A 10918-nucleotide genomic window follows, 5' to 3' on the forward strand; every position below is an offset into this window, starting at 1 on the left:
TCGCATCCTGCCCATTCACCGGCGCAAGGACTCTGATCCAACGCAAATGACGGCATGAAGCCGTCCCCTGAATCCAGCTGGCCGGCAGTGCCCGATGATCGCGGGCGCGCATGAGCTGCCTGGTCAGCAGGGGCACCGGACGGCTGCCGACACATGGGTGGGGTCGCTCCGGTGCATGTAGCCGTGGTGCGCATTCATGGCGTTAGTTGGTTTTTTCGGGTCAGATGGCGCCCATCGCCTCCGCCCAATCAAGCACCAGCGCTTCGATCTGGGCACGATCCAAGGCGGGCTCCAGTTCTTCTGCCTCGGCGTACCCGCCTGTTGGCATGGCGCGAAGCCCCTGCTCGGAGTCAGTCCAGGTGAAGCGCGCCGTGCAGGCAGGGCAGCCCAGGTGATGCCCGGCGCGCGCGCTGCGCGTGCGAACCAGAGTCGGTCCGCAGACCGGGCAGTGCTGCAGGGGGATGCCGTCGTCGCTGTGGCCGACGATGCCGTCAAAGGCACCATCGCGCCCCATGCGCACGAACTGGGTCCCGAGCAGGCGGTCGAACTGCCTGCCCAGTTCGGACTCGATGATGTCCAGGGCCTTGACGATGGGCATGCCCGCGCGGTAGGGGCGTGTGCTGGTCATCGCATCGAAGGCATCGCAGATGCCGACCAGCCGGGCGTCGTGCGGAATCTCGTCCTCGACAAGGCCCAAGGGATAGCCCCGGCCGTTGGGCATCTCGTGGTGATGATGGATCACACCCACAACCAGTTCCGCCAGGGGATGGCCGGACAGCATGCGCGCCCCCACGCGTGGATGCGTCTTGATCGTCGCAAATTCCTCGTCGGTCAGCCGACCCGGCTTACGCAGGATGGCATCGGGAATCCCCACCTTGCCCAGGTCGTGCAGAAATCCGGCCATCGCGATGCGGCTGGCCTCGCGTGGAGTGCTGCCCGACGCCAGGGCCAGCGCATGGGCCATGCGCGCCACGCGCCAGAGGTGCCCACCGGTGTAGGGGTCGCGTGCCTCGACCATCCAGGCCGAGACCAGCAGGCTGGCCAGCAGCGCCTGGCGTTGGCTTGCCAATTCCTGGCGCAGGCCCTGTACTTCATCTGTCAGTGCTTGCGATTCAGAACTCGTCATGTCTTGTCGTTTCATTGGGCAGGCTCGGGCCTGCAAGAAGGGGTGTCGCGGTCTCAGGCGGTCTTGCTGACGATCAGCGTGCAGACCTGCTCGTGCAGGTCCTGCAGGTCTTGCGGAGCCTGCGAGAAGTTCATCTTCTGGTCCATACGGACACGCGCATCGGCCAGCGCCGCCTTGCTCGGCCGGTCCCATTGCGGGCCCAGCAGCCCCTTCATGATGACGGTGGCGTGGTGCTCGGCCTGCTCGTCGCTGAGTGGCTTGCCCAGCAGCGCGGCGCCGCGCTTGAGCGTCTCGCCGTGAATGGTGACGAAGCAGCCGAGCATCGCATCGCGCGCCTCGACCGGGGTGATGGTGGCGTCGGAACGGGCCTTGGCGAGCATTTGCTTGATGTGCATGGTGGGCTCCTGAGCTTGAGGCGGGATGAGTTGGCCCGGCCCGGCGGCCTCGTGCCGGGTCAGGCTTGAAAACGGTGGGCTCCGAACAACTAGGGGCGTTGGGGCGATGCGTCCCGCAGCCGGGCCTGTTCGCACCGCGCCTGCTTGGTTTCGAGGCGCAAGGGCTGCATGGCCCGCTGGATCTCGGCTTCGCTGAAGCGCGGCATGATGTGCTGAGTGCAGTTCCGCTCGTAGGCTTCGACCGTGATGACGATGGCCCGCCCGGCCTGGGCCCGGTGCTGCGGCAGCTGGAGCCCGGACGCCGGGGCGAGATCGTCGGCCTCATTCGCCGGGCGCACACGGCCAAGGGTCTTCAGGCGACGCTGGGTGGCGTCGTTCATCCGCACGTGGGCGACGCGGTCGTCGCCATCGAGCTCGCCAACACTGATGCATTGGAGATCGCTGTCGCAGTTGGCATAGGCCCGTGTCTTGGCGTCCAGCCCCCATAAAAAGCTGGCCTGGCCGCTCTTCAGTTGCGCATGGCGCCAGCCGGCTTCGCTCGCGGTGGCCTGGTGGACGACATCATGCTCGCGGCTGGGTTTGGTTTCGCGATCGGTCGGGGCGCCACGGCGGTCCTCGGCAGGGTCCAGGCGGGTGCGGGACGTGCGGCTGCCCATGCGGCCCTGCAAGGCAGGCAGGGCGGGCGTGAAAGCAAAGTCTGGGTGGGCACGGCTCATGATTCGGTCCGGGTGTCGTTGACCCCGTGGCTAAGCAGCGGGTGACCGAACTATGGGCGAGTAACGCAGAAACCGGAATGACCGCCGGGCCAAATGCAATGTTTCGCCGGGCGGAACAAAGGCGACACACAGAAGATGCTCTGACAGGTCAGACCGGCAGCAGGCAGGCTCGACCAACCTGTGGTGGCACGCGGTCTTCGGACCCAGTCCGCGCGAATGGAATGGAGCCGTGCTGCGCTGCACGATCCGGCACCGTGGTGGAGAGGAGGAGGATCGAACTCCCGACCTTCGCATTGCGAACGCGACGCTCTCCCAGCTGAGCTACCCCCCCACGTCGCGAAAAGTATAGCCATGCACTCCGGTTCGCGCGAGTCCGGTTTGGAACTGAGCGAAACTGCAGGCTTCGCCACGGAGCCCGGGCCGAAGCCCGGGAGCAGTCATGCCCGAGCACAGCGGCGACTGGTTCGAGTCGCAATACAACAACCGGCGCCGGGTGCCGGACGCGGAGGACATCCTGCAGCGCTGGTCCGAGGCCTCCGCACTCGTGAGGGTGCAGGCGCGCTGCCAGCTCGACGTCCGCTACGGCAGCGGCCCGCGTCAGCACCTGGACGTGTTCAGCGACAGCGTCTCCAAAGCGCCTGTGCTGGTCTTCATCCACGGCGGGTACTGGCGGGCACTGTCCAAGGAGGATCTCTCCTTCATCGCGCCGGGCTTCACCAGCGAGGGCGCGGTGGTGGTCATTCCGGGCTACGACTTGTGCCCCGAGGTCAGCATGGAGCGCATCCCCCTGCAGCTGGCCGAGGCCCTGGCCTGGGTCTGGCGGCATATCGCTGAGTATGGCGGCGACCCCAACCACATCGTGCTGGCCGGCCATTCGGCGGGCGGCCATCTGGCCGCGCTGCTGAGCTGCTTCGACTGGAAGAGCCTGGCGCCGGACCTTCCGCGCCAACTGGTCAAGGGCACGCTGTCCATCTCGGGCCTGCACGAGCTGTCGCCCCTGGTGCACACGCCCTTTCTGCAGCCGGACCTGCGCCTGGACGAAGCGAGCGCCCGGCGTCTGAGCCCGGTGCACCAGGCACCGCCGGACTCGCCGCTGTATGCCGTGGTTGGCGGCGCTGAGAGCGAGGAATTCAAGCGTCAGTGCCGTCTCATCCAGGAGGCCTGGGGCCATCAGGCCGTGCCCGTGCTGGAAGAGGTGCCCGGCTACAACCACTTCGACCTGCTCTACGACCTTGTGGCGCCCGAGGGCGTCACCCACGCGCTGGCTCGCAAGCTGCTGGACCTGCGCTGGTACAGCCCGCTGCTCTAGTGCTCTAGGGCTAGGCTGGCTCTGCGGGATCGAGCCTTTCACCCGGCGTGGAGTTGGTGTCCCGCCCGGGATGGTCCGTTGAGTGCCGCTGGCCCACCGAGAAGCGCAGCCCTCCCGCGAGCAGCAGGGCGCACAACACCAAGGCGACGGAACCGGGCTCCGGCACCTGCGTGATGAAGACCTGGGGGTCGAAGTCCAGGGAGTCCGTCTGCCTTGTGTTCCAGACATCCCAGTCATACCACTTCACATGGTAGGTCCGCGAGTGCGGTGCGCCATCGTCGTGGAAGTCGGCGAACGCCGGCGGCTTGCCGCGCGGGCCAGCCGTGGAGACATGGGCGCGGCGGTTGGTGAAGCCGTCCGCGTCCAGCCACTGGGAGAAGACATGCTCCAGCGGCCAGTCGTTCAGTGACCAGACCTTGCTCTGTGATTCAACCTCCAGATGGAAGTCCAGCAAGGGGGTGGTCCAGGGTGTGCCACCCAGGACCAACGGGCGTCCGGTGTCGTCGAAGGTGAACGATTCGAGGTAATGCCGGCCTGCGAGGCTTCCGGCGTCGAACACCCCGCTCACGGTGTAGCGCAGCAGGCTGGCCCGCGCCGGTTGCAAGAGGCTCGAGGCGATCAATATGCAGAGCAGCGAGGCGGGCAGTATCGAGGGCAGGAGCGCTCTGCGGCTCCCGGGGAGCCTTGAGGCGGCGCGCCTGAGGTGTAGCAGGGGGGCGAGTTGGTTCATGGTGGTGTGACCTTCTTTGGTTGATCTGCGAGGCCTCCAGGCCTTCCGTACACAGCGCCGTGCAAGGGTGGCCAGCAGTGCCTCGCCGCCCGGATGCCGCTCAGCCGTGCGTCGGCCTGAGGCAGGATGAAATGCTGCTGGCGCACGCCTGCACAGGCCCCGCGTGATGGGTGTCTCGACCCATGCCGGCGTTGGAGATCGATTCATTGCCCCGCGCCAGCCTCGGGACATGCATCGGCCAAAGCGTTGGCCCCCTCGCTCCTGAAGTGCCTGAGTAAGGCTTGATGACGGCCGTGCGCACCCCCCAGGAAGCTGGGCCGGACACGCGGCAGTGCGATGGCAAGTGATGTGCCCGAACGGCAATGCGGCAATGCCCGCGCAAGTGCGGATGCGGCTGGCGTGGCCTTGCATCTCGGGCCGTGCTGCCCATGCAGAATTTGCCGCCAGGCTTGCTGCAGCGCTTACCGTTGCGGTGGAGAGGACGGTCGAGGCGTCCTGCAGGCGGGCCGGCGCATGCCACCTGCTCCGCCGTTCACACGGCCATGTAGCGCCCGGGCCGGTGGTTGATGGCCAGGGCGGCGTTCATCGCCGCCATGCCCAGCAGCGAATAGCCGATGCGCTCGGGGCTGACCACGGCCATCGAGCCCAGCAGGATGCTCGCATCCAGCGCGGCCTGCATGTAGCCGGCGCGCCAACCGCGGCTGTCCTGGAGGTAGAGCACCAGGATGTTGAGGCCGCCCAGGCTCGCCCGATGACGGAACAGGATCAGCATGCCCGCGCCAATCATCAGCCCGCCGGCGATGGCTGCGAACCATGTGTTGATCTGCGAGAACTGCACCAGGCGTGGCAAGGCCTCGGACAGCGTGGACATCAGCGTCACCGCCGCCACGGTCTTGAGTGTGAAGGCCAGGCCCATGCGCCGGTAGGCCAGCCAATAGAAGGGCAGGTTGATGCAGAAGAACAGCAGGCCGAAGGGCCAGCCGCTGGCGTAGTGCAGCAAGAAGGCGATGCCCACGGTACCGCCGGTCAGCATGCCCACCTGCTTGAACAGGGCCACGCCCAGGGCCACGAAGAGCGTGCCCGTGAGAAGGGCCTGCGCGTCCTCGAACAGCGTGTGCCGGAAACTCTTGGTGCTGATCACGCCCATATGGCCCTCATTCGCCCACTCCGGCCAGGAAGAACTTGATCAGGCCCTTGGCTGCAAAGCCCACCAATCCGAAGCCCAGGCCCAGCAGCAGGATGAAGGTGCCGAACTTGCCCGCCTTGGACTCGCGGGCCAGCTGCAGGATGATGAAGACCATATACAGCATGAAGGCCGTGACGCCCACGCTGAGCCCGAACTGGGCGATCTGTTCCTCGGTATAGCCAAACATCTCTTCTAGTCGTTGCGGGTCAGGCCCGAGGTATCGACGAGGTCGCGATAGGCATGCCAACTGGCATGCCCCAGCCAGGGCAGCACGACGACGAAGCCCAGCATCAGCGTGGTCATGCCCAGCAGTGTGAGGCTCATGACGAGCACGGCCCACAGCGCCACCGGTGCCGGGTACTCCATGACCACGCGCCAGCTGGTGAACACGGCGCCCAGCACGCCGATCTGGCGGTCCAGCAGCAAGGGCACGGCGATCACGGTGGAGGCGAAGACCGGGGCGGCCAGCAGGGCGCCCAGCGCCAGCCAGATCTCGAAGAGATGGCTCTGCTCGTTGAGCACCACATGGCGCAGGAAGTCCAGCGGCTTCAGGATGGGCACGCCGGCAAAGCCGGTGATCAGCGAGGCCGAGGTCATCACCCAGCCTGTGCCTGCAAAGGCCAGCAGCACGCCGAAGAGCACCAGTCGCCCATCGCGCGGCTTCCAGGCATTCAGCACGGTGTGCAGGCCAGGGTGGCGGTTGGCCTCGATCTCGCGGCTGATGGCATACAGCCCGGTGGCCAGGATGGGAGCCACCAGCAGGAAGCCGCTGAAGGCTCCGGCCAGCAGCCAGAAGCGATCGCGCCCGAGCAGGAAGATCAGCGCGCCGAGCAGGGCCAGCACCACGCCATGCAGCAGCGAGGGGCCGGGGCAGCGCGTCATGTCCGCCCAGCCGCGGGCCAGCCAGCCCAAGGGGCGCAGCGGCGGCACGGGCTTGACGCCGAAGCGGCGCGACTCCTGCAGGGCTTTCTCGGTGTACTTGTTGGGCATCAGGATGTTCATGCTGCCATGCTCGGTCCAGGTGGGTCTTGATGGGCATCAAGACTAACCCTGATGCCTGGCTCCGCGTTCTGCCGCCGGCCGGCACAGCCCATGAAAAAGCCGCCCCGGCTGGTGGCGGGGGCGGCTTTCGCTGAGGACCTCAGCCTCAGATCAGCGGCGTGATGCGGTTCAGCTCATCATCCTCGCCAGGCGTCTTGCGCATCGGCACCAACTGGTGGTGCAGCACGCCGTGGCTGCCCGGCTGGGTGACACCCTCGCCCAGCAGATGGCCCGCCGGTCCGGCCAGGACATCGCCCAGGCTCAACTTGGGCTCGCCGCCGGTCTTGCCCGCGTCGTGGGCCGCCACCTGGGCGTCGCCCATGCCGGTTCCATTGCCGTCGGCCTGGCCCATGTCCTTGGCGAACCAGACATCCGCCATGTCATGGGTCTTGCCGTCGCTGGTCGTGTAGCCGGAGACCAGACCCACCAGGTTGCCGTTGTTCACTTCCGTACCGGTCTGCGCATGCAGGTCCAGCGAGGTGATGCCCAGGTCGGTGAGGGACTTCAGCTCGCCCGCGTCGGTCTTGCCGTCGTGGTTGGCATCCACCCAGACCTTGAGCTGGCCGAACTGGGCATCCGTGGCGTTCAGCGCGCCGTCGAGGTTGCTGTCCAGCGTGGCCATGGCCTGGTAGCCGTTGGCGGCGCGGCTGCCGTCCGCCAGCAAGGTGCCGCTGCCGAACAGTTCCTTGCCGTCATTGATCTGGCCATCGCCGTTGCGGTCCATGACCAGCAGGCCGTCGTTGCCGCCCACCCAACCCCACTTCTGGGCATTGCCCGTGCCGTTCAAGTCGAAGCTGACGCCCTGGGCGGCTGCGGTCGTCGAGACACCGTTGCCGTCCAGGTCCAGCACGATGGGCGAGGTCAGCCACAGGGCATCCAGCTGGGCGCCCGTCATCGCGTGGATCACTTCCGTGGTCAGCGCGGCGAACTGGGTCATGTTCAGCTTGGCGATGTCCTCGGACTCCATGCCGAGGATCTGCTCCGTCGTCAGGCTACGGATCTGCTCCGTCGTCAACCCGGCGATCTGCGAGGTGGTCAGCGCCTTGATGTCATCGCTGGCGAACTGCGCGAACTGTTCCGTTACCAGTGTTTGGATCTGCGCCGAGCTGAAGGCCGCGATCTGCGTCGTGCTCAGCGCGTTGATGTCATCGCTGCTGAAGGTGCCGATCTGGGCCGTGGTCAGCGACAGCACCTGCGCCGTGCTCAGCGCAGCGATGTGCTCGGTGCCCAGGGCCCCGAACTGCTCGGTCGACAGCGCACGCAGGGCGGAGGTCGACAGCAGCTTGATATCGTCGCTGCTGAAGGCCGCCATGTCCGCGCTGTCGATGCCCTTGACCTGCGCCGAGGTCAGCAGGCCGATCTGCGTGCTGGTGAAGGCATCGATCTGGTCGGAGCTGAAGGCCTGCAGATCGTCCGACTGCAGGGCGCGGAAGGCAGCACTGCTCAGGGCGCGGATGTCCTCGGACGAGAAGGTCACGACCTGGTCCGAAGTCATCGCCGCGACCTGGGTAGCACTGAGCGAGGCCACCTGATCGGAGCCCAGGGCCTGGATGTCGGCGGTCTCCCACTTCTGGATCTGCGTCGTCGTCAGCGCGGCCACCTGCACCACGCCCAGCGTAGGCACTTGGTCGCTGGTCAGGGCGTTCAGCTGGTCGCTGCTCAGGGCCCGCACGGCGAAGGCGTTCAGGGCGCGAAGGTCGTCCGTCTGCATCGCCGCGATCATGCCCACGCTGATGCCGGGCACCTGGACCGAGGTCAGCGCTGCCATCTGGGCGGTGCCCATGGCGTTGAAGTCGTCCGAGCCCATCGCGTTGATCTGGGCCGAACTCAGCGCCGCCACCTGGGTCACCGTCAGTGCGGCCACCTGGTCGGAGGTCAATGCCACGAACTGGTCGGTGCTGAAGTTGCGCAGGGCCGAGGTGCTGAGGGCGCGCAGGTCATCCGTGGCCAGTGCTGCGATCTGGTCGGAGTGCAGGCCGGCGATCTGCGTGGACGTCAGGCCGCTGTACTGCGCCGTGGTCAGTGCCACCAACTGGTCCGTACCCATGGCGCCCAGCTGGACGCTGCTGATGCCGCGGATGCCGGCGCTGCTGATGGCCTGCAGGTCGTCGGTGGCCAGCTTCATGAACTGGTCTGTGCCCATGGCGGCGATCTGACTCGAGCTCATGGCCGCGTACTGGTCGGTCGTGAAGGCCACCAGGTCTTCGCTGCCCAGGCCACGGATCTGCGCACTGGTCAGCGCGTTGACCTGGGCCGTGGTCATGGCGGCGAACTGGTCGGAGCCGAGCGTGCCCAGCACGTCCGTGCTGATGGCGCGCAGGGCTGCCGTGCTGATCGCGCGCAGGTCGTCCGACTGCATCTTGGCCAGCTGATCACTGCTGAAGCCCACGATCTGGCTGCTGGTGATGGCCGCAGCCTGGGCCGTGGTCAGTGCCACGACCTCGTCCGTGGTCAGCGCGGCGATCTGCGCCGAGCTCAAGCTGCGCAGCGCTGCGGTGTTGAGCGCCGCGAAGTCCTCGGTCTGCAGGGCACGGAGTTGGTCGGTCCCCAGCGCCGAGACCTGTGCGGAGCTCAGCACGGCGAACTGGTCGGTGCCCAGCGCGTTCAGGTCGTCGCTGACCATGCCCTTGATCTGTGCGCTGGTGAGTGCGGCCACCTGGGCGGTGGTCAGGGCCCCGATCTGGTCGGAGCCGAGGGCGGCGATCTGCTCGGTACCGAGGGCCTTGATCGCCGAGGTGCTGATCGCGCGCAGGTCGTCGGTTTCCAACGCTGCGACCTGATCGGTGCTGAGACCCTTGACCTGCGCACTGGTCAGCGCCGCGGCCTGGGCCGTGGTCAGGGCCTTGATCTCATCGGTCGAGAAGCCGCCGAACTGGTTGCCCGGGCTGGTGGCCAGGGCCGCGATCTGGGCCGAGGTCAGGGCCACGATCTGGTCGCTGCTCAGCGCGGCGATCTGCTCGCTGCCGAGCGCCTTGATCGCGGCGGTGCTGAGGGCACGCAGGTCGTCGGTCTCGATCTTGGCGATCTGGTCGCTGGTCAGGCCGGTGACCTGGCTGCTGGTGAGGGCCGCAGCCTGGGCGGTGCTCAGGGCCACGATCTCATCGGTGGTCAGGGCGCCGATCTGGACGGAACTCATGCCACGCAGGGCCGCCGTGTTGATGGCGGCGAAGTCCTCGGTCTGCAGCGTCTTGATCTGGTCGCTCGTCAGGGCCGCCACCTGGCTGGAGCTCAGGGCCTTGAACTGGTCGGTGCCCAGGGCGTTGAGGTCGTCGCTGGCGAGGCTCTTGAGCTGGCTGGTAGTCAGGGCCTGAGCCTGGCTCGTGGTCAGTGCCCCCAACTGGTCGGAGCTCAGCTGAGCCAGTTGGTCGGTGCCGAGCGCCTTGATCACCGAGGTGCTCAGGGCACGCAGGTCCTGGGTCTCAAGCTTGATCAGCTGGTCGCTGGTCAGGCCGCCGATCTGCGCCGAGGTCAGGGACGCTGCCTGTTCGGTGGACAGCCCGATGATCTGGTCGCTGGTCAGCGCACTCAGTTGCGCCGAGGTCAGACCCTTCAGCGCGGCCGTGCTGATGTTGCCGAAGTCGTCCGTGGTCATGGTGCGGATCTGGTCCGTACCGATGGCCGCGATCTGGGCCGAGCTCAGCACCTTGATCTGGTCGGATACCAGGGCGTTGAGGTCGTCGCTGCCCATGCCGCGGATCTGTGCGGTGGTCAGGGCGGCGACCTGGGCGGTGGTGAGCGCGCCGATCTGGTCGGAGCCCAGCGCGGCGATCTGCTCGGTGGCCAGGGCCTTGATGGCAGCGGTGCTGAGGGCGCGCAGGTCGTCGGTCTCGAAGGCCGCGACCTGGTCGGTGCTCAGACCCTTGACCTGTGCGCTGGTGAGCGCCGCGGCCTGGGCGGTGGTCAGGGCCTTGATCTCGTCGGTGGAGAAACCACCGAACTGGTTGCCGGGCGCGGTCGCCAGGGCGGCGACCTGGGCCGTGGTCAGGGTCACGATCTGGTCGGATGTCAGGGCGGCGATCTGTTCGCTGCCAAGGGCCTTGAGCGTGCCGGTGTTGATCGCACGCAGGTCGTCGGTCTCGATCTTGGCGATCTGGTCACTGGTGAGGCCGGCGACCTGGCTGCTGGTGAGCGCGGCAGCCTGGGCCGTCGTCAGGGCCACGATCTCGTCCGTGGTGAGCGCGCCGACCTGGACCGAGCTCATGCCACGCAGGGCCGCGGTGTTGATGGACGCGAAGTCCTCGGTCTGCAGGGTCTTGATCTGGTCGGAGCTCAGGGCGCCGACCTGGGCGCTGGTCAAGACCTTGAACTGGTCCGTGCCCAGGGCGTTGAGGTCGTCGCTGGACAGGGCGCGCAGCTGCGCCGTGGTCAGTGCGGTGACCTGGGCGGTGGTCAGCGTGGCCAGTTGGTCGGAGCTC

Annotated in this window: 9 protein-coding genes and 1 tRNA gene; 1 reads left to right on the top strand and 9 read right to left on the bottom strand. The window is 67.1% G+C overall.

Going from position 1 to position 10918, the window contains the following annotated elements:
• Nucleotides 1-220: 220 nt before the first annotated feature.
• The 4 genes from H5407_RS03015 to H5407_RS03030 form a co-directional block, all read right to left on the bottom strand.
• Nucleotides 221-1126: an HD-GYP domain-containing protein gene (locus tag H5407_RS03015; RefSeq protein ID WP_183102921.1), complete on the bottom strand. Its 906-nt coding sequence runs from the start codon at nt 1124-1126 to the stop codon at nt 221-223.
• Between the two features lie 53 nt (nt 1127-1179).
• Nucleotides 1180-1521 carry a hypothetical protein gene (locus H5407_RS03020; protein ID WP_183102922.1) on the bottom strand — a complete coding sequence of 114 codons (342 nt, stop codon included), beginning with the start codon at nt 1519-1521 and terminating at the stop codon, nt 1180-1182.
• 89 nt (nt 1522-1610) lie between these two features.
• Entirely contained in the window at nt 1611-2237 is a 627-nt protein-coding gene (locus H5407_RS03025) for a pyridoxamine 5-phosphate oxidase (protein WP_183102923.1), read from the bottom strand.
• 255 nt (nt 2238-2492) lie between these two features.
• Nucleotides 2493-2568: transfer RNA gene (locus H5407_RS03030), tRNA-Ala, on the bottom strand.
• A 108-nt stretch (nt 2569-2676) separates the two neighbouring features.
• On the opposite strand from H5407_RS03030, the gene H5407_RS03035 reads away from it, so the two are divergent.
• A complete protein-coding gene (locus H5407_RS03035) occupies nt 2677-3546 on the top strand; it encodes an alpha/beta hydrolase (RefSeq protein WP_183102924.1) in 870 nt (289 codons plus the stop codon).
• 10 nt (nt 3547-3556) lie between these two features.
• On the opposite strand, the gene H5407_RS03040 is transcribed toward H5407_RS03035, so the two are convergent.
• The 5 genes from H5407_RS03040 to H5407_RS24615 all read right to left on the bottom strand — a co-directional run.
• Nucleotides 3557-4150, bottom strand: coding sequence for a hypothetical protein (locus tag H5407_RS03040; RefSeq protein ID WP_183102925.1), 594 nt, complete (start codon nt 4148-4150; stop codon nt 3557-3559).
• A 658-nt stretch (nt 4151-4808) separates the two neighbouring features.
• Entirely contained in the window at nt 4809-5423 is a 615-nt protein-coding gene (locus H5407_RS03045; protein WP_183102926.1) for a YitT family protein, read from the bottom strand.
• A gap of 7 nt (nt 5424-5430) precedes the next feature.
• Nucleotides 5431-5649, bottom strand: coding sequence for a DUF2788 domain-containing protein (locus H5407_RS03050; protein ID WP_183102927.1), 219 nt, complete (start codon nt 5647-5649; stop codon nt 5431-5433).
• A 5-nt stretch (nt 5650-5654) separates the two neighbouring features.
• The gene (locus H5407_RS03055; protein WP_255501030.1) at nt 5655-6464 is read right to left on the bottom strand and encodes a DUF2189 domain-containing protein; all 810 of its coding nucleotides are present in this window, start codon (nt 6462-6464) and stop codon (nt 5655-5657) included.
• Between the two features lie 145 nt (nt 6465-6609).
• Nucleotides 6610-10918 (bottom strand): heme utilization protein (locus tag H5407_RS24615; protein WP_183102928.1); only part of this gene is annotated, 4309 nt, incomplete at its 5' end.

This window comes from Mitsuaria sp. WAJ17 (genome assembly GCF_014174515.1).
GTDB lineage: Bacteria > Pseudomonadota > Gammaproteobacteria > Burkholderiales > Burkholderiaceae_C > Roseateles_B.

Coding starts and splice junctions, on each gene's coding strand:
- H5407_RS03050 (WP_183102927.1), bottom strand. CDS start 5,649: ATGTTTGGCTATACCGAGGAACAGATCGCCCAGTTCGGGCTCAGCGTG.
- H5407_RS03035 (WP_183102924.1), top strand. CDS start 2,677: ATGCCCGAGCACAGCGGCGACTGGTTCGAGTCGCAATACAACAACCGG.
- H5407_RS03045 (WP_183102926.1), bottom strand. CDS start 5,423: ATGGGCGTGATCAGCACCAAGAGTTTCCGGCACACGCTGTTCGAGGAC.
- H5407_RS03015 (WP_183102921.1), bottom strand. CDS start 1,126: ATGACGAGTTCTGAATCGCAAGCACTGACAGATGAAGTACAGGGCCTG.
- H5407_RS03020 (WP_183102922.1), bottom strand. CDS start 1,521: ATGCACATCAAGCAAATGCTCGCCAAGGCCCGTTCCGACGCCACCATC.
- H5407_RS03055 (WP_255501030.1), bottom strand. CDS start 6,464: ATGAACATCCTGATGCCCAACAAGTACACCGAGAAAGCCCTGCAGGAG.
- H5407_RS03025 (WP_183102923.1), bottom strand. CDS start 2,237: ATGAGCCGTGCCCACCCAGACTTTGCTTTCACGCCCGCCCTGCCTGCC.